The sequence below is a fragment of the Pseudoalteromonas sp. B160 genome (assembly GCF_037162485.1).
Taxonomy (GTDB): Bacteria; Pseudomonadota; Gammaproteobacteria; order Enterobacterales; family Alteromonadaceae; genus Pseudoalteromonas; species Pseudoalteromonas rhizosphaerae.
Window position 1 is genome coordinate 3,661,457 of sequence record NZ_JARLUX010000001.1, and the last position, 20,001, is coordinate 3,681,457.

A 20,001-nucleotide genomic window follows, 5' to 3' on the forward strand; every position below is an offset into this window, starting at 1 on the left:
AAAGCCCCTAAAGAGGGGCTATTTTAACAGAACTATTTAATTAGTCATTATTTGCGCCAAGCAGTGCAAGCAATGAAGTAAACAAGTTATATACACTTAAATATAAAGAGACTGTAGCGCGAATATAGTTTGTTTCGCCACCGTTGATGATGCGGCTTGTATCAAACAAGATTAAGCCAGACATGATCAATACAACCGCTGCATTTAATACCATAAACATTAGCGAGCTGCCAATGAAGATATTAACAATGCTGGCCACAATCACAACAATAAGGCCTACCGTTAAAAAACCGCCCATAAAAGAGAAGTCTTTTTTAGTATTTAGTGCATACGCAGACAAACCAAAGAAAATCAGTGCAGTTGATCCTAACGCTTGCATGATAAGCATTGGGCCATTTGGCATCGCTGCATAATGGTTAAGTAACGGACCAAGTCCCGCACCCATTAAACCCGTAAAAGCGAATACCCATGCAACGCCTGACGCGCTTTCGGCTTTTTTATTTACAACAAATAAAAGGCCAAATGAAATAAGAGTAAAAACTAACCCCATAAAATAAGGTAGTTGTAATGCCATTGAGATACCAGCCGTCACAGCACTAAATGCTAATGTCATGGCCAGTAAGAAATAGGTGTTTTTAAGTACCTTGTTTGTTTCAATGGTCGACATAACCGGTCTAGCGGTATTGTACGAATGATTAAATGCCATTTTAGAGCTCCTTTAGAAACCTATTGTAAGTTCCGATAATTAAACTGAAGTTAGATTACCAAGACTTCTATATTTGGGCAAACCTTTGTAGTTCAATAGACCGATAATTAAAAAGAAAAGTTCAATTTAGTGTGATTTTTACTCAGGGGTGAGTTAAGAATAAACAAATCAATGATTTTTTAAGCACTTGAACACTTTTTTGAAAAAAGCTTCACAAAGAGCACTGCCTTCTCTATTATGCAGGCCGTGCGGAGAGATGGCAGAGTGGTCGAATGCACCGGTCTTGAAAACCGGCAGGGGTTTATAGCCCCTCTAGGGTTCAAATCCCTATCTCTCCACCACCTAATTAAAATAATTGCGAGTACACTCTTATTCGTGATTTATAAATGTTTCGGAGAGATGGCAGAGTGGTCGAATGCACCGGTCTTGAAAACCGGCAGGGGTTTATAGCCCCTCTAGGGTTCAAATCCCTATCTCTCCACCATATAAAACAAAAAGGCCGTTGATAATCAACGGCCTTTTTGTTTCTGAAGTTCTCCATAAAGATTGACTAAGTCAATGTATTTTCATAATGCGCCAAATAACATGCACTTCATATAAATCCGCATAAGCCTTTAAATAAATTAACGGATCAAATCATACGCTAAACTATTGGTCAGATTTTATCTGATAAGTTAATTGTTATCGGTGGAGTTGTTAGCTACTTGCAAGGCTTTGGTAATATCATTCATCGGGGCGCTGTGACTCTTCTCTGACCTGCGATATCAGATCGCCATTCTTGTTCAAAGCAATAATGACTGTTTTATTATTATCTGGTGGTGCACCCAATGCTTTTTCTTTTAACTGTGAGTCAGAATCTAAGTTTGATCGTGGGAGTGTTGATGCACATCTTTTATTGGTCTGGCCAATGAAGTCCTGTTCTGACATAAAAAATGGTAAACTAACAGCCAATACGTCGCGAATCTGATATTTATTATGATCTATTTTTGAGCGTAATATGGTAACTCATTCCAGAGCGAACTTTTTTGCTAGCTTGATAGGCCGTTGAAATTTATTCATTGTTAATATTATCAAGCCATTGATGAGCTTCATTCAAAATTAAATTGTTTCTAATCTTTCATATATATCGGGTACATCCCAGTCAAAAATAGCGCGATACTTCTTAATCAAATTATTCACGCCTTCGATGATATCGTTGCGATAGGCTGCTAACTCTAATTTTTTATTTTAGCCATTTCAGTTCACCTTAAAATTTATAGATAAATCTAGACTAGGCTTTTATTAATGCCAGTTCTGTGCGAAAGCGAACAGATTTAATGAGAAATTTGTTGCAAGCTTTTAGATGAAAACCCTATCAGCGAAACAATGATTTATTGTTTATCATTTTTAATCTGGAGCAAATACGCCATGTTACATACTCTGAATAATTTAAAAAATTTAGCTATTCATGCATCGGATGGAGATATTGGGCTTACCAAAGATTTTTACTTTGATGATAAACATTGGGTGATCCGATATCTGGTGGTCGAAACTGGATCTTGGCTATTAAGTAAAAAAATATTGCTTTCACCTATATCAATCAAAGAGTTGAATCAGAAACCACAGACGCTCACTGTTACAATTTCAAGAAAACAAGTTAAAAACTGCCCTGACATGGATAGCGAAAAACCAGTTTCTAGGCAGTATGAGCTAGAATACATGCGATATTATGGTTACTCACATTATTGCGATAACACTGATATATGGGGTGGTTATTCAAGTCCTAATATGATGTCACCTGGTTATTATAGTGTCGCACCAAAGCCTGATAACTTAGATGCACCAGATAATTTCGCAGATGTTGATGCTGCATTATCTCAAGATAATGATCATCATCTACGCAGTAGTAATGCAGTAACGGGTTATAAACTTGATGTCATAGACGGTGATCTAGGTCACTTACATGGTATGTTGATAGATACCGACACCTGGGAAATTCGTTATTTGATTATTAACACCAGTAATTGGTGGTTGGGTCATCTGGTTTTGATTGCCCCAAAATGGATTAAAGAGGTGAGTTGGCCCACTTCTAAAATCTATGTTGATATGACGCAGCAGCAAGTAAAAGATGCACCCACATTTGATCCCTCAGTGCCTTTCAGTCTAGAGCATGAGCAAAGTCTGCAAACTCATTATGGTCGTAATGGTGAATAACAATATTACCTTTGAGTTAGGTGTTTGCTTGTCTTTTTTACGTTATTTATTTAAAAATTGTTATGTTAGTAAGTCATTTATTTCAAATATTTTATTCGAGAGTTTGGGTTTGAATCCCTATCTTTCGATCTTATAAAAAAAGGCCTACTGCTTACCTTTATTAATGCTCCATTGAATCTATACACATTCGTTGGTATGACGCGTGAGGTAGTAATATAGAAGACTTCAAACACTATTTATCAGCGGCATTAGTAAGTTGTATACCTATGTTAATAGGCTACGTTTTTTTAAGTAATGAGCTAAATCTTTCTATATCAGAGGTTGTAACAGATTCATATATGCAGGCTTTTTTGAAGAGCTAGTCTTTAGAGCTGCTTTGTTTGGTATGTTGTTTCGTTTTTATCTTTGGGGTCATCCCAGCAGCACTAATTAGTACTATAATATTCTGCTTGGGTCATATTTATCAATGACATGATGCCATTTCAGCGCAAATGGCTGTTACCATCTCAACAATAGCAGATACATGGTTTACTTGGTTATATTGCGAATGCGGCTTACGTTATATTTAATATGTCTGGTGGCGCAGCTGGCGATTTAAAAAAATCTATTCAAAGCAAAAGCCATTATTCTGAGTATCGTTTACGTTAACCTACATATCCGACGTGGGAAAAAGCGTGAAGTAACACTCTCGTCACTATTTCAAAATCAACCACATAGTTAGACTCTGTTTATTAGAACACCCACTCAAAATATTTAATGGAGATAATGATGCTTGGATTGTTTTGGTCATGATAGTTTTTAGTTCACCATTTGTATTATTGCTAATAATTAAACATTACTTTTTTTAGAAAACATTAGTTAAAAGAGAGTTGTTTTTCTTAGAACAAGCAAAGAGAACCGATACTGTCTTAGCGATGCAAAAGAAATTAGAGATTCTAGTTGCAAGAGTCATTGAACTTGAAGAAATAGTGACCACAGTAGCATTGATTTATCGAGAAAAATCGATCAACTGTAAATTTATAGCCTCTGTATATAAAGAGGCAAAATTATACTTTTCTGTAAAGTGAATAACGCTAAACTCTATAACGGTTTAAAACTGGATCTTGCTTAGGTTAAACGGGCATCAAAATTACCCTATCATGATTGCTGTATGATTTATCATCGTAAATTACGACCATAGTCTCTATTTCGATGTTGTAAAACATCATGCATCCTTAGTATTTATTCAGGTATGATTTTAAGGACGCATTATGAAACATCGGCTTGCAAAAAGTGTTGGGTTATCATTACTTTCACCTGTGATCATTGGCAGTGTGTTAGGAGTTTATTATGCATTAACGCTCAATACCGATCCGCTGACTACCTTTTTCCAGTTACTTATGAGTGCGATAGCTAACGCGCATATTGTCGGTTTAACCATGGCTGCTTTTGTAGTACCTGGATATTTATTGATGTACAAGTACGCGAAAGTTAATTATTCGGGAGTACTGACATTAGGTTTACTCGGTGGTGCAATTTTTAGTTACTTACTCAGTGCAACAGGTGGTATGGTCTTTTTAATTAATACCGCGATGTCAGCTTTAGCGGCGGGACTGTTTTTATATGGATTAAGGTTAGGTGCGATAAAACAACAACCTCCTCAATAGAAGAATTATTAACCAAGCTTGCTGAAAAATTAGGGCAAATTGCTTTTTTTGCCCTGAAAAGGTTTCAATTATTGGCGACAAAGAGTACCTTTAGCTACTGTATGTTTGATAAGAAGTAGTTTGGTATGCAAAAGCAAGAATTTTACCAGTCATTAGTTAAACAAACTGAATCGCTAATTACTGGTGAACCTAACATTATTGCCAATATGGCGAATATTAGCGCGCTGTTATTTACGTCACTCGATGATGTAAATTGGGCTGGTTTTTATTTGATGGATTCACCAACTGAATTAGTGCTTGGTCCGTTTCAAGGTAATCCTGCATGTATCCGAATTCCTGTAGGAAAGGGTGTCTGTGGAACTGCCGCTGCAACTGCACAAACTCAACTAGTTGAAGATGTACATGCATTCGCAGGTCATATTGCCTGTGATGCAGCGTCTAATTCTGAAATAGTAATACCTATTCATAAAAATGGTGAAGTATTTGCTGTATTAGATATCGACAGCCCAAGTATTGCTAGGTTTGATGTTGATGATAAGCAAGGTTTAGAAGCACTCGTCGCATGTTTTGAGGCAACTATTGCATGAAAGACTTAGTAAATGTACAGGATTATCTGTTTGCCATCACTGATGTAGGTGATTGGGAAGGGGATGAAGAGCATGTAGCGGAAACGCTCAACGATTTAATTCATATTGCATGGGATCGTCTTCCTGATGACACTGAATGTGAATTAATTGATGAAATAATTAACGGTATTTGGGAACACCTTCGAGGCGATATGGCTGTAATTGAAGCCGACTTTGAAGAGTTGGTCGACTGGGTAACACACTACGTCGATTCGTCCCTTGATGAAAAGATGTGATAAATAGGTTCTAAAATGGAAACCACAAACAAGCTAAAAGATATTAATGAAGTATTGGAATTTTTATACCAAGAATTCCCAGAATGTTTTAAACAAAAAGACGGTATCAAGCCGCTGAAAGTAGGTATCTTTAAAGATATCGCTGAGCGAATTGAAGGTTCTGAAAAAGTAAGTAAGACGCAAGTACGTCAAGCGCTGAGAAAGTATACGTCTAACTGGCGTTATTTAGAAGCTGTTACTAAGTCTGAGTTTCGTATTGATCTTGATGGAAATCAAGGTGCTAAAGTGGAGCAAGAACATATTGATCATGCTCAAAAAGCACTTGAAGAAAGTCGTGCGAAAATGGCTAAACGTAAAAAGTCACAACGTCCACGTAATGATTCAGACACAAAATCTTACAAAAAGAAACCAGGCCAATTCGCTAAACCAGGCGATAAAAACGCTAAAGTTAATACCACACCAGCAAAAGCTGCGCCGGTTAAACGTTCAGGTAAAATTGAACCTTTACCAGCAAGTGAGGTCAAGGTTAATAACAAAGTTAAAGTTAAACTTGGCCAAGCCCTTGTTAATGCAGTAATCACTGAAGTGAACAAAGAAGACGTTCATGTAGAGTTGGTAACTGGCATGCAAGTTAAAACTAAAGCAGACAGCCTGTACATTATTTAAGCTGTATATAAATTAAGGAGTTGTGTATGAGTCAGAAGTTTAAGCTCATTCCGTTAGTTGCCGCCCTGTATTCAGGTTTATTATTTGCATCAGATATTGCTGATGTTAATGATGTAGTTACAGCAAAAGACTTGCCAGTACTTACGCAAGAGAGTCAGCATAGTACGGCTAGCAAACGGGTGACAAACTTATTTACTCGTGCACATTATAAACCAATTCGTTTTGATGACGCACTTTCAAGTAAAGTGTTTGACCGTTATATCGAATCCCTTGATTTTAATAAAAGCGTCTTTTTGGCTGCGGATATTGCCTCATTTGAGCAATACCGCAACCAATTTGATAATGCATTAACGACCGGTAAACTTGATTTTACCTTTGATATTTTCAACCTAAGCATGCAGCGTCGTTTTGAGCGTTATGAGTATTCTTTAAAGTTACTTGAAACACCAATGACCTTTGATAATGCGGATGAATATTACTTTGATCGTGAAGATGCTGATTGGTCACAAACGCAAGCTGAGTTAGATGAGCTTTGGCGTGAACGTGTAAAATATGATGCACTACGATTAAAAATGACCGGCAAAGATTGGCCTGGTATAAAAGAATTATTAACTAAGCGTTATCACAATGCACAAAAACGTTTAGTGCAAACCAATAGTGAAGATGTATTTCAGATAGTAATGAACTCTTTTGCGCGAAGTATTGAAGCACATACCTCCTATTTATCGCCACGCAGAGCTGAACAGTTCAAAATGGACATGGATCTTGAACTAGAAGGTATTGGTGCAGTACTAAGCTACGACGAAGACTACACGGTTATTCGCAGCTTGGTTCCAGGTGGACCTGCTGATAAATCGGAGCAAATTAAAGCTGATGACCGTATTATCGGCGTTGCTCAAGACAAAGAAGAATTTGTTGATGTCATTGGCTGGCGTTTAGATGACGTAGTTGATTTAATCAAAGGACCAAAAGGCACTAAGGTGCGTTTACAATACTTAAAAGGTGCTGATGATCATGGCGCGCCTAAAGTAGTTGAAATTATTCGCGATAAAATTCGCCTCGAAGATAGAGCTGCAAAATCAGAAGTATTCAAAGCAAAATATTCTGATTTAACCAGCAAAATAGGTGTTATTGAGATCCCTGGTTTCTACAACAACTTGTCTAAAGACGTTAAAGTAGAATTGGCGAAATTAAAAGAAGCCAAAGTAGATGGCATTATAATTGACCTACGTCAAAATGGTGGTGGTTCATTATATGAAGCAACACAACTATCTGGTTTGTTTTTTGACCAAGGTCCAGTAGTACAAATTCATACTCTAAATAATCGCATTGAAGAGCAAAAAGACCGTGATGGTGTTACGTTTTACGATGGCCCCTTTACGGTGCTTGTTGATCGTTACAGCGCATCTGCCTCTGAGATTTTCGCCGCAGCGATGCAAGACTATGGTCGAGCAGTAATAATTGGTGAGCAAACGTTTGGTAAAGGCACTGTGCAGCAGCATAAGGGCTTAGGCCGTGCTTACGATTTATACGATAATCCACTTGGCAGTGTGCAATATACGATTGCAAAGTTTTATCGTATCAATGGTGGTAGCACACAGCATAAAGGTGTGATCCCAGATATTTCATTCCCATCAGCAATTGATCCAGCGGAATGGGGCGAAAGCCAAGAGGATAATGCATTACCGTGGGACAGTATCGTACGCGCCAAATATAACTCGGTTGATGACTTACACCCAGCCATTGCTTACTTAAGCAAAGCGCATGCTGAACGCATTAAATCAGAACCAGAGTTTAACTATGTTTTTCAAGATATTACGCGTTATAAAGAAGAGAAAGACCGGAAAACTATTTCTCTTGTAGAAGCGCAGCGTATTAAAGAAAAAGACGATGGTGAAGCGCGTGCATTAGCTCGTACTAATGAAAGGCTTACTCGTTTAGGTGAAAAACCGATTGAGAGCTTGGATGATGCGCCTGATGTCTTAGACGACTTAGATCCATTCCTAGAAGAAGCTGCATTAATTACCCAAGATTATATTAAGTTTGGTCGTGTAGCTAAGAAATAACTTGTTTTACATATTAATAAAAAAGGCGCTTTGGCGCCTTTTTTGCTGCCTAAAACTCTTGATATTGCTATAATTACTGATTAAACGCTGACAAAAGTAAGTAACTTAGTTAGGCTAAGCGTCGCGTCTGTGCTAAAAAATAATAATTAAACGCGCATAAAAATGCGCGTAGGAGTCTCAATTTTGAATTCACAAAAAGAAAAAACCATCCTACAGGCCAGCTTTTTCGATGCCTTGATCCCAATTTCTGTACTGATTTGTTTATTAGGTGCTGCGGTCTATTTATTTGGCGATAGTTCGTCATCAGGGCCGAATCAAATTGCGCTACTGTTTGCTACATTTACAGCTGCACTTATTGGCCTTAAAAATGGCTATACTTGGAAAAAACTTGAACAAGCGATGATAGAGGGGATCACTCTATCTTTGGGCGCTATATTAATTTTGTTAATGGTTGGCGCGCTGATCGGCACTTGGCTGCTGTCAGGCACTGTACCTACGCTTATTTATTATGGTTTACAGGTAATTAATCCTAGTTGGTTTTACGCAGCAAGCTGTTTAATTTGTGGCATTGTAGCAATGAGTATTGGTAGCTCTTGGACCACGGCGGCGACAATAGGTGTAGCGCTACTCGGTGTTGCTACAGGCCTTGGATTAGAGCAAACAGTGACGGCCGGTGCCGTAATATCTGGGGCTTACTTTGGCGATAAACTTAGTCCACTGTCTGAAACAACAAATTTAGCTCCTGCGGTTGTGGGAGCTGATTTATTCGAGCATATTCATCATATGCTATGGACGACTGTACCAAGTTTTGTGATTGCACTAATCATCTTTATTTTTATGGGCTTTAATGCTACAGCGTCAAGTGAGGCTGGGCGTATTGATGAAATAACCGCTATTCTACAACAAAACTTTAATATAGGTTTAGAGATGCTGGTGCCACTGATTGTTTTACTGGTGTTAGCAATTAAAAAAATGCCTGCATTTCCGGCAATTTCAATCGGTGCGGTACTTGGTGCAGTATGGGCAATGATTTTTCAATCAGACCTAATTGCAACACAAATTGATGGCTCTCAGGGGCAAATTGTCGGTTATTTTAAATTGGTTTGGAGTACATTTTTTGATGGCTTTAGTATCCTCACAGGCGATGAAAAAATGGATTCATTACTCAGTGGTGGTGGAATGTCTGGCATGTTAACCACAACGTGGCTGATTATGACGGCATTGATGTTTGGCGCCATTATGGAAAAAACAGGTTTATTAGATATTTTTGTAAAAAGTATTCTTAAAATTGCGAAAAGCACTGGCTCTTTAATTACTGCTACTATTGCGACCTGTATTGGTACCAATGTAATTGCTGCAGATCAGTATATCGCTATTGTGGTCCCTGGTCGGATGTTTAAAGAAGAATATGCAAAGCGTGGTTTGAAACCCGTTAATTTATCAAGAACATTAGAAGATGGCGGGACGATCACCAGTCCCCTGATCCCTTGGAATACCTGTGGTGCATATATGCAAAGTGTATTATTGATCAACCCATTTGATTATGCGCTATATGCATTTTTTAATCTTATAAATCCATTACTAGCTGTTATTTATGCTTACCTAGGCATTAAAATTTTACGTATTAAGCCAAAACAATAGCCATAAATTATACGCTCCTCTGCTAAGAGGAGCCACTTTGGAGTTTCACATGACTGCATTAAAAAAACCTCAAGCACAGTATCTTAAAGATTACCAAGCTCCACCATTTTTAATTGATCACATTGATTTGACCTTCGATTTATTGCCGTTAAACAGCCGTGTTACGAGTATAATGACGATCACGAAAAAAATAGCAGGTGTGGCAGATTTAGTGCTTGATGGCATTGATTTGACGCTGATCTCAATTACTGTAGATAACAACGCATATACAGATTATGACCTACTTGATGAGCAGCTTGTGATCCATAATCTACCAGCGCAATGCCAGCTTACAATCGTTAATGAAATAGCGCCAAAAACTAACACATCTTTAGAAGGTTTATATCTATCTGGCGGTGCATATTGTACACAATGTGAAGCGCAAGGCTTTAGAAAAATAACCTATTATCTTGACCGCCCAGATGTACTTGCAAGCTTTGACGTGACTATTATTGCTGACGAGCAGTTTACTCATTTATTATCAAATGGTAATAAATTAGCGGAAGGTAAATTAGACAATGGCCGTCACTTTGCAAAATGGCAAGACCCATTCAAAAAGCCAAGTTACTTGTTCGCACTTGTTGCAGGGGACTTTGATGTACTTGAAGATACCTTTGTTACGCAAAGTGGTCGTACAATAGATTTAGCCTTGTTTGTTGATAAAGGGAATTTACCGAAAACTCCTCATGCGATGGCATCACTTAAAAAATCAATGCAGTGGGATGAGCAGCGTTTTAATCTTGAGTATGATTTAGATATTTACATGATCGTTGCTGTGGATTTTTTCAATATGGGCGCGATGGAAAATAAAGGTCTGAATATTTTCAACTCTAAATGTGTGTTGGCTAATCAAGAAACCGCCACTGATAAAGATTATCACACCATAGAGTCAATCGTTGGCCATGAGTATTTTCATAATTGGACAGGAAACCGAGTGACTTGTCGTGATTGGTTTCAACTGTCGTTAAAAGAAGGCTTAACAGTTTTTCGTGATCAAGAGTTTAGCAGTGATTTAGGCTCGCGGGCACTGAATCGTATTGATGCGGTTAAAGTAATGCGTACTCATCAATTCAGTGAAGATGCCGGTCCTATGGCACATCCGATCCGTCCTGAACAAGTGATTGAGATGAATAACTTCTATACAGTAACTGTGTATGACAAAGGCGCTGAAGTTATCCGTATGATGCACACGTTATTGGGAGAAGAAAAGTTCCAGCAGGGCATGGCACTTTATTTTCAGCGTCATGATGGGCAAGCCGTCACCTGTGATGATTTTGTTGCGGCCATGAGTGATGCCTCAGGTATCGATTTAACTCAGTTTAAACGTTGGTATAGCCAAGCTGGCACACCACGGCTAATCGTAAAACAAGAGTTTGATAAGCTCAATGGTACTTTTTCACTGCATATAGAGCAGCTGGCACCGCTTAATCAGCCAGAAAATGCGCCATTACATATCCCATTTGCTATCGAGCTACTTGATCAACAGGGCGAGTCTGTCCCTTTACAGTTTGAAGGACAGCCACTTGATCATGTCTTAGATGTCACAACAGCGCAGCAAACGTTTAGCTTTGATGGTTTAACCGCGAAGCCTGTAGCGGTGCTACTAGAGGATTTCTCTGCGCCGTGTATTGTTGAGCAACAAAATACAGCCACTGAATTATTACACATTATGCGCTTTGCGCGCAGTGACTTTTCGCGTTGGGATGCTCAACAACAATTGTTCATTGGGGCGGTTAAAGGGGCCATTATAACACCTGAAAATAATCAATTGGATCCAGCAATTATTACTGCATTACGTAGTTTATTAGTTGATCAGGAGGGAGATTTAGCTTTAATTGCTGAATTATTAAAGCTGCCTAGTTTTGATACCCTCGCAGCTGAGTTTAATGTGATCCCTGTGGATCAATTGGTTGCGGTGACAAATCAGTTTGAGTTACAAATTGCTCAGCAACTGCGTAGTGAGTTCTTAGACTGTTATCAAAGTTTAATTGATGACGGCTCTGTAAGTGCAACAGCTGTCGCTATACGTGCATTAAAAGGTATGTGCTTGCATTATTTGGCAAAAATTAATGAGCTTGATATCAATCAACTTCTTGTTAGTACTGCTAATTCACACAATATGACCAATGTACTCGCCGCGCTCAGTGCAGTGGTAAAAGCTGATAATCCATTAGCAAAAGAGTTGTTAAACCAATTTGACAGTCAGTGGCGCCATGATGTGTTAGTGATGGATAAGTGGTTTGCATTGCAAGCAATGCAAGGTGGCGATGACGCCATTAGTAATATCAAAAAGTTATATGATCACCCTTGTTTTGATTTTTCAAACCCAAACCGTGTCAGGGCACTAGTGGGCAGTTTTAGTCATTTTAATACCGCACAGTTTCACCGTGAAGATGGTACAGGTTATCAATTGCTAGGTGACTTACTAGTTAAGCTTAATGCAATCAACCCCCAAAATGCATCACGTATGTTAACGCCATTTATGTCATGGCGCAGATATGATGAGGTACGTTCAGTTGCAATCAAAGCTCAGCTGCAACGCCTAGCTTTGCTTGATAATTTAAGTGATGACTTGTTTGAAAAAGTTGATAAAGCACTACAATAAATTATGATCGAATATTATTTTTTACTGAACTTAACCTACAAGCAGTGCATGGATTACTACGAAGGTAAGTATACATCAGTTCAAGTAATTGAAGATGGTGGCAAAAAAGTACGTTTTGCCGCCAGCCATTTGCGTCCTTTTATTTCCTCTTTAGGGGTAAGAGGGCGCTTTCGACTTTTGCTTACTCCAGAGTATAAATTTTTACGTTTGGAGCGTGTTGCCTAAAACAATATTTTAAAATAATCACTTATAATATTGTTTTTTTGTTAATTCGATTTGTCCTATTGTTAATTTACGTGTATAAATTATCTGGTAGGACGTCTTACCATTAGGTTAACGTCAACTAAACAGAAAAATTATGACCGATTGAACGCGTTCTATTTGTAATTTCTTTATTTCGCTTCTATCGTTACGACTACACTAAAAACAATAACTTGATCACAAAATTACCCGCGACAGGGGGAACACACAATGATAAGAAGATCGCTTTTTGTTAAAAATAAACTAGTACTAGGCATCGCAGCCGCTACTTTAGGGTTATCAGCAGCACACACACAGGCTGCAACGTTTGAGGCTGGAGGGTTTGATATAACCTTCGACTCTGCTTTTTCTTATGGACAAAGTATCCGTGTTGAAGACCGAAACTTTAACTTAATAGGTAAAAGTAATAACCCGTCTTTTGATTGGACAGGTTATAACTCTGTATTAAATCCAATTTATTCAGCGCAAGATGTCTGGGCCCAACCTGGCTCTTACTCTAATAACGGCGACGCTGGTGATTTGAACTTTGATAGCGGTGAATCTTTTTCAAAGCTGTTGAAAGGGACGCATGATTTATCTATCAACAAAGATAACTATGGTCTATTTACTCGATTTATGTATTTTTATGATTTTGAATTGATGGATGGCGATCGTGCCTATGTTAATCCAACTTCAGGGCAAGGAGTTGATCCTTGTGATGATAAAGACACAAAGAAACAAAGCTGCGCAGATATTCGTCTATTAGATGCTTACGTATGGGCTAACTTTGATTTAAATGACGGCAATAACCCACTTTCTATTCGTCTAGGGCAACAAGTCATAAACTGGGGAGAAAGTACATTAATTTCTCACGGTATTAACGTAAATCCGGTCGATATTGATCGGTTAAAAGCGCCAGGTGCAGAGCTTAAAGAAGCTTTTATTCCAGTTGGTATGTTATGGGCATCTTTAGGGATCACTGAAAATGTGACTTTGGAAGGCTTTTACCAATACCAATGGCATGAAACACGTTTACCTGCAGCTGGAACGTATTTTTCAACCAATGACTTTGCCGCTGAAAATGGTTATCAGCAAAATGTACAGCTTGGTTTTACCTCCAACCCAGATATCGATTTAGCGTTTTTAACTGATAGCTTAAATAATTTGATGACTACCTTTGGTCAAGCTGCTGCCGCTAAAGGGATCGACCCTGCAAGTCCCGCAGGGCAAGCATTATTGGCACAAACTTATCTGGCATACCCTACTAAAGTCGCTCTTAAAGGCAAAGGGGATGATGGTAAAACTGAACCTGATGATGGTGGTCAATATGGTTTACGTTTAGGTATGTTCTTACCAGATTTTTATGACACTGAAGTTGCACTTTACCATGTAAACTACCATAGCCGCCGTCCTCTTATTTCAGGTCGCGTATCTAACTTTACACAAGCGTCACTGGCCCAAGATTTAGCCATGTTAGCAACGACTAAAATCACCTCTGACAATGTCTCTGATTTAAAAGCATTTGCTAAAGCAACCAATGAGTATCCAGAAGATATTAAATTGTATGGGTTAAGCTTTAATACATCAATTGGTGAAACGGCGTTTGCTGGTGAGTTCACCTTCCGTGAAGACGAACCACTACAAATCGATGACGTAGAATTGCTTTATGCTGCTATGCCTGAGCAATTAGCGTTAGCGGGACTTCGTCCTGAGTTTGCCGGTATTTCACAAATGAGTCAGGGTAACGCAGTTAGTGTTGTAGGCCCTGGGGAATTAGCAAAAGGTTATATTGAGCGTAATACTAGCCAATTGCAGTTTACAGCAACACATTTATTTGGCCCATCACTGGGTGCAGATAGCTGGGCTGTAGTGGGTGAAATTGGCGGCGTGCGCATAAATAATATGCCTGAATACGATGAAATGCGTTTAAATGTTTCAGGCACTGGTCGAAGCGGTATTATGACCGGCCCTAATGCAGATGATTACTCAACACTTCATATGGCTTTGTCTAATGGCCCCGAACAAAAAGAGTTTGCGACAGCATCATCATGGGGATATCGCTTAATTGCTAAAGGCGATTATTACAACTTCTTTAAAGGAGTTAATTTTTCACCTCGCTTTGTTTTCTCACATGATGTAAATGGTAACACACCAGACCCGATGTTCTTGTTTATTGAAGATCGCAAGTCACTTGGAGTGACAGCCAACTTTAATTATCAAAATGCATGGTCATTTGACTTTAGCTACAACTCTTTCTGGGGTGGCGGAGATACCAATACTTTCTCAGACCGTGATTTTGTTTCTTTTAATATTAAATATTCAATTTAAGGGTATCATGATGATAAAAAAACCTACCCTCATTGCACTAACGCTATGTAGTTTATTTTCTACAACAGCGGTCGTTGCAAAAATGACGAGCGAAGAAGTTGCGCGCTTAGGTGCAGATCTAACCCCATTAGGTGCTGAAAAAGCGGGTAATGCTGATGGCTCAATTCCGGCATGGACAGGTGGTATTACTAAAGCACCGGCAGGTTATACGCCAGGAATGCATCATCCAGATCCGTATGCTGACGACAAAGTACTTTTCACCATTGATAAATCAAATGTTGATAAATACAAAGCAAATTTAAGTCCTGGTCAAGTAGCTCTTTTTGAAGCGTATCCAGATACGTTTAAAATGAACATCTATACTACTCATCGCAGTGCTTCAAACCCACAGTTTGTCTATGATGCAACAAAACAATACGCACCAACTGCAGAGTTGATTGAAGAAGGTAATGGGATAAAAAATACTGCTATTGGCATTCCTTTTCCTATTCCAAAAACTGGCTTAGAGGCAATTTGGAACCATTTATTACGCTACCGTGGTCTGTCAATTGAGCGTTTTGGCGGTCAAGCGGCTCCAACAGCCTCAGGTTCGTATAATATGGTTGGCTTTGATGAGCAACTGTTAGTTAAGTACTCAGATCCAAAAGCAACACCTGCAGAGTTACAAGAATCTAATATTTTGTTTAAATTTAAACAAAAAGTCACCGAACCTGCGCGTTTAGCTGGCACGGCGCTATTAGTTCATGAAACCATGGACCAAATTTTAACTCCACGACAAGCGTGGACTTACAATTCTGGCCAGCGTCGTGTTCGTCGCGCGCCTAATGTTGCTTATGATGCACCAGGAACAGCAGCTGATAGCTTGCGTACAACCGATGATTTCGATATGTTTAACGGTTCGCCAAACCGCTATACATGGACGCTCAAAGGTAAGCAAGAGCTTTATGTACCATACAATAGTTATAAGCTACACAGTGATAAGTTACAGTATGACGATATTCTGATGGCCGGTCACATCAACCCGGAACATGTGCGTTATGAAAAACACCGTGTTTGGGTTGTAGAAGCAGATCTGAAAGGCGACACTCGTCATATTTATAAGAAGCGCGTATTTTATATTGATGAAGATAGCTGGCAAGTTCAAGTGACGGATATCTATGATAACCGTGACCAAATGTACCGTGTAGCGATGGCTCATACAATTAACTATTACGATGCGCTCACTAACTGGAGTACGTTAGACGTTTACTACGATTTGAATTCACGCCGTTACCTAGCGATTGGTTTAGATAACCAAGAGAAAATGTATGATTTCTCACAATCGTTTAATGATAATGAATTTACCTCAAGTGCACTGCGCCGCGAAGGTCGTTAATACACTCTAAGCACCTGGAATTATCTAGGTGCTTTTTTATTATTTCAAATCGCGTTTGTCACTCTGACACGCACTGGGTCATGACACTAACCGAGTCCCCCGACTGCACGTTATATACCGACAAACACATTCTTTTCAAGGCGATTTTAATTTATGAAGTACATGCTTTATGCAGGTCTTGCCGCTGTGGCGAGCCTTTCAACTCTTTCTATTGCAGCTGAACCACTTGCTGCAATTGTCGCAACTAAAGCAGATAAAACCCTGTTGACTGATATTGAATACACAGGAAAGCAACTGGTCGCTGTCGGAAAACATGGCACTATAATTACAAGCAGTAATGCAAAAAATTGGCAACAAGCGAGCGTTCCAACGCAAGTGTTATTAACGGCGGTTGCCTTCAGTGGCAGTGAACTTGGTTGGGCTTGCGGGCATGATGCGACTATTATTCATACTAATGATGGTGGTGCAAACTGGCAGTTGCAACAGGTGAACACGCAATTAGATAAACCTTGCTTAGATATTTTATTTACCAGTGAACTTCACGGCTTTGCTGTGGGTGCCTATGGTATGTTTTATGAAACCAGTGATGGTGGCAAACATTGGCAAAAGCGTTTTCTGGATTCTTTATTATTTGCAGATGATAGAGATTACTTAAATGATTTAAAAGAATCAGATCCACAAGGCTATGAAGCCGAAACTGCATCAATATTGCCGCACTTTAATCGTATTGTCACAACAAAAGATAAACTTATGTTAGTGGGCGAAATGGGTTTGTTAGCGCACAGTACAGACAACGGAAAAACATGGCAACGCGATGAAGAAATCTACCAGGGTTCCTTTTTTGCTTATGCCAGCGATGAACAAGGGCAAGAAATAGTTGCGGGTTTAAGAGGCAATATTTTTAGCCGTCAGGTAGGTGAGCAATGGCAACCAATAAGTAATAATAAAACCGCCACAATCAATAGTATTATCGCTAGCGGTGATAATCAATGGTTGTTACTTGCCAACAGCGGTGTGATTTTCCACTATAAAAATAATCAACTTACTATTGAGCAGTTAGCGGATGGTAAAGCAATTCTTGATGCCGTTATTTTTGAAAATCAATTGGTTATGGCATCAGAAAATGGCATTAAAGTGAAGGGGATGGCTCCATAATGCACACAATCGTCAATTTTTTAGAGAAAGCAGTTTTTCGTCATCGATTAATGATGGTGATAAGTTTTATTTTAATAACATGTTTTTTAGGTTTTAAAGCCACACAAATCCAACTTGATGCTTCATTTAATAAAAATATTCCACTTAATCATGATTATATGAAAGTGTATTTAAAGCATGAAAAGCAATTTGGTGGCGCAAATAGTATTTTGATCTCAGTGTGTGATGATAGCGGTGATATTTTTAATCCTGAGTTTATCACCCAATTAAAAGCCGTTCATGATCAGTTATATTTTATTCCTGGGGTGAATCGTCCGTTAGTGAATTCAATTTTTTCACCCAGTGCACGTTTTGTCGAAGTTGTTGAAGACGGCTTTGCGGGTGGGCCAATTATTCCCGCCAATTTTACTGCTGATCAACGAGGTTTAGCGGTTGTTAAAGAGAATATCGAAAAAGCGAAAGTCGTAGGCAGGATGATTGCCTCTGATTATTCGTGTGCGATGGTAACCGCGCAGTTGATGGAAACTGATCCGCAAACGCAAGAAAAATTAGATACGTTAGCGTTTGCACAAAAGCTAGAAAGCGAAATTCGAGAGCCATTGAGCACTGATAAAGTAAGTATCCACATTATTGGTTTTGCCAAAATGGCCGGTGATATTGCCGAAGGTGCGAAAGGGGTTGTGTTATTTTTTGCTATTGCTATCGCGTTTACTTTCATCATGGTGTGGTTATTTTGCGGCAGCATCAAGCTCACTATTTTACCTATAGCCTGTTCAATTATTGCCGTGGTTTGGCAGTTGGGGATATTGTCGAGCTTAGGCTTTGGTCTAGATCCAATGTCGATTCTAGTACCATTCTTAGTGTTCGCAATCGGCGTAAGTCATGGCGTACAGATGATCAATGCAATAGGTAAAAAAGTCGCCGAAGGAAGCAGTAATACGCGTCTTTGCTGTCAGGCTAGTTTTAGATCGCTGTTAATACCCGGTGGTATTGCATTGCTGTCAGACACGGTCGGCTTTTTGACGTTACTAACCATAGATATAGGTATAATTCGTGAACTGGCTATCACAGCAAGTTTAGGTGTGGCTGTTATTATTTTTACTAATTTGATTTTATTGCCAGTATGGGCATCGTATATGCGCTTTGAAAACACAGTTCATATTCAATCAGGCAACAGCGAAAAACCAAACTTACTTGATTCAATTCGTGATCTGTTAGTCAAAGCCACGGATCCAAAATGCGCGAAAATCATTATTGGCTGCACCTTAGTATTGTTTGCTGTAGGTTATTGGCAAGCAGGGAAAATGCATATCGGCGATTTACATGCAGGTGCACCGTCATTGCATCAAGATGCCCGTTATAACCAAGATACCTTTTTAATATCGGACAAATATACAATTTCATCCGATATTCTAAAAGTGATTGTCGAAGCTTACCCTGCAGCATGTACAGAGCACGACGTAATGGAGCGCATTAGTCGTTTTCAATATAAAGTTGAAAACTTAGCAGGTGTTCAATCAGCAGTATCCCTAAGCTCAGTAGCGCAGTCGGTTAATGCCGGGTATAACGAAGGTAATTTAAAATGGCAAAGTTTGCCTCGTAATACAGCAAGTTTGGTGCAATCTACCTCACGAGTCGAAACCAGTACCGGTTTACTCAATGGTGATTGTTCAGTTATGCCAGTGATTATCTTTTTAGATGATCATAAAGCGCAGACCATTGAACATATCATTGCCAGTGTTAAGCAATTTGCCATTGAAGAACAAACCGATATGCTGCAGTTTAAGTTGGCCTCAGGGCCTGTCGGCGTCATGGCTGCGACGAATGAATCAGTTTCTGCTGCACAATTACCAATGATGTTATACGTTTATGGTGCAGTTATTATTTTATGCTTGATTAGCTTTAAGAGTGTAAAAGCGACCATAGCGGTAGTGTTACCCTTGTATATTGTATCGACTCTTGCGCAAGCTTTAATGGTACAACTTGAAATCGGTCTGACGGTTTCAACGTTGCCAGTGATTGCACTAGGTGTAGGTATTGGGGTGGATTATGGGATTTATATTTTGTCATCGATGATGGGGCAATTAAAGCAAGGTGTTGCCTTACCAGTGGCGTATCGTAATGCACTCGTTGAGCGTGGTAGTGCGGTGTTATTTACCGGTATCACGTTAGCTATTGGTGTGAGCACCTGGATTTTCTCTGATCTTAAGTTCCAAGTGGACATGGGAATATTGTTAACCTTCATGTTTTTAGTCAATATGCTTGGCGCAGTATTACTTTTACCAGCAATTGGTAGTTTGATCTGGACTGACCAGAAAAAATAATGTGAATAATTTTGCTCCTAAATGGCCTGTAAAGGCCATTTATATCTATAATTTGTGAATAGATGACCAAATAGCTGAAATGCTTAAAATGTTTTCATCGAAAGGGCTGTTTATTAATTTTAAAAGGGTTAGAATTTGCCTGACTCCACACAATA

Annotated in this window: 15 protein-coding genes and 2 tRNA genes; 15 read left to right on the top strand and 2 right to left on the bottom strand. The window is 39.1% G+C overall.

All coding sequences use genetic code 11. The annotated features are described in order from the left end of the window. Nucleotides 1–40 precede the first annotated feature (40 nt). Entirely contained in the window at nucleotides 41–706 is a 666-nt protein-coding gene (locus P4S61_RS17090; RefSeq protein ID WP_145233793.1) for a Bax inhibitor-1/YccA family protein, read from the bottom strand. Nucleotides 707–956: 250 nt separating this feature from the next. Between P4S61_RS17090 and P4S61_RS17095 the strand changes: the two genes are divergently transcribed. Together P4S61_RS17095 and P4S61_RS17100 are read left to right on the top strand one after the other, a co-directional pair. Continuing rightward, a tRNA-Ser gene (locus P4S61_RS17095) sits at nucleotides 957–1,047 on the top strand. A 52-nt stretch (nucleotides 1,048–1,099) separates the two neighbouring features. Continuing rightward, nucleotides 1,100–1,190 (top strand) — tRNA-Ser (locus P4S61_RS17100). A 239-nt stretch (nucleotides 1,191–1,429) separates the two neighbouring features. Here P4S61_RS17100 and P4S61_RS17105 read toward each other — a convergent pair. Next, on the bottom strand, nucleotides 1,430–1,633 hold the full coding sequence (locus P4S61_RS17105) for a hypothetical protein (RefSeq protein ID WP_337118721.1): 204 nt from the start codon (nucleotides 1,631–1,633) through the stop codon (nucleotides 1,430–1,432). A gap of 480 nt (nucleotides 1,634–2,113) precedes the next feature. On the opposite strand from P4S61_RS17105, the gene P4S61_RS17110 reads away from it, so the two are divergent. The 13 genes from P4S61_RS17110 to P4S61_RS17170 all read left to right on the top strand — a co-directional run bounded on the left by P4S61_RS17110 (nucleotide 2,114) and on the right by P4S61_RS17170 (nucleotide 19,846). Then, nucleotides 2,114–2,899 carry a PRC-barrel domain-containing protein gene (locus P4S61_RS17110; protein WP_337118722.1) on the top strand — a complete coding sequence of 262 codons (786 nt, stop codon included), beginning with the start codon at nucleotides 2,114–2,116 and terminating at the stop codon, nucleotides 2,897–2,899. Between the two features lie 1,250 nt (nucleotides 2,900–4,149). Continuing rightward, complete coding sequence (locus P4S61_RS17115) at nucleotides 4,150–4,545, top strand: hypothetical protein (protein ID WP_145233799.1); 396 nt, start codon at nucleotides 4,150–4,152, stop codon at nucleotides 4,543–4,545. 125 nt (nucleotides 4,546–4,670) lie between these two features. Continuing rightward, nucleotides 4,671–5,132 (top strand): GAF domain-containing protein, encoded by a 462-nt coding sequence (locus tag P4S61_RS17120; RefSeq protein ID WP_145233801.1) that lies wholly within the window; start codon nucleotides 4,671–4,673, stop codon nucleotides 5,130–5,132. Next, nucleotides 5,129–5,407 carry a hypothetical protein gene (locus P4S61_RS17125; RefSeq protein ID WP_064666123.1) on the top strand — a complete coding sequence of 93 codons (279 nt, stop codon included), beginning with the start codon at nucleotides 5,129–5,131 and terminating at the stop codon, nucleotides 5,405–5,407. Before P4S61_RS17120 ends, P4S61_RS17125 begins: the two co-directional genes overlap by 4 nt. A gap of 15 nt (nucleotides 5,408–5,422) precedes the next feature. Continuing rightward, the gene (gene proQ / locus P4S61_RS17130) at nucleotides 5,423–6,073 is read left to right on the top strand and encodes an RNA chaperone ProQ (RefSeq protein ID WP_145233803.1); all 651 of its coding nucleotides are present in this window, start codon (nucleotides 5,423–5,425) and stop codon (nucleotides 6,071–6,073) included. 26 nt (nucleotides 6,074–6,099) lie between these two features. Continuing rightward, entirely contained in the window at nucleotides 6,100–8,139 is a 2,040-nt protein-coding gene (prc, locus tag P4S61_RS17135; protein WP_337118723.1) for a carboxy terminal-processing peptidase, read from the top strand. A 162-nt stretch (nucleotides 8,140–8,301) separates the two neighbouring features. After that, a complete protein-coding gene (gene nhaC / locus P4S61_RS17140) occupies nucleotides 8,302–9,780 on the top strand; it encodes a Na+/H+ antiporter NhaC (RefSeq protein ID WP_337118724.1) in 1,479 nt (492 codons plus the stop codon). A gap of 49 nt (nucleotides 9,781–9,829) precedes the next feature. Continuing rightward, on the top strand, nucleotides 9,830–12,424 hold the full coding sequence (gene pepN, locus P4S61_RS17145; RefSeq protein WP_337118725.1) for an aminopeptidase N: 2,595 nt from the start codon (nucleotides 9,830–9,832) through the stop codon (nucleotides 12,422–12,424). Between the two features lie 3 nt (nucleotides 12,425–12,427). Beyond that, the gene (locus tag P4S61_RS17150; RefSeq protein WP_145233811.1) at nucleotides 12,428–12,649 is read left to right on the top strand and encodes a DUF2835 family protein; all 222 of its coding nucleotides are present in this window, start codon (nucleotides 12,428–12,430) and stop codon (nucleotides 12,647–12,649) included. A 246-nt stretch (nucleotides 12,650–12,895) separates the two neighbouring features. After that, entirely contained in the window at nucleotides 12,896–14,992 is a 2,097-nt protein-coding gene (locus P4S61_RS17155) for a DUF1302 domain-containing protein (RefSeq protein WP_145233813.1), read from the top strand. A gap of 10 nt (nucleotides 14,993–15,002) precedes the next feature. Further along, nucleotides 15,003–16,367 (top strand): DUF1329 domain-containing protein, encoded by a 1,365-nt coding sequence (locus tag P4S61_RS17160; RefSeq protein ID WP_145234104.1) that lies wholly within the window; start codon nucleotides 15,003–15,005, stop codon nucleotides 16,365–16,367. A 153-nt stretch (nucleotides 16,368–16,520) separates the two neighbouring features. After that, nucleotides 16,521–17,522, top strand: a complete 1,002-nt coding sequence (locus P4S61_RS17165) for a YCF48-related protein (RefSeq protein WP_337118726.1) — start codon at nucleotides 16,521–16,523, stop codon at nucleotides 17,520–17,522. Then, on the top strand, nucleotides 17,522–19,846 hold the full coding sequence (locus tag P4S61_RS17170) for an efflux RND transporter permease subunit (RefSeq protein ID WP_337118727.1): 2,325 nt from the start codon (nucleotides 17,522–17,524) through the stop codon (nucleotides 19,844–19,846). Before P4S61_RS17165 ends, P4S61_RS17170 begins: the two co-directional genes overlap by 1 nt. The last annotated feature ends 155 nt before the right edge of the window (nucleotides 19,847–20,001 follow it).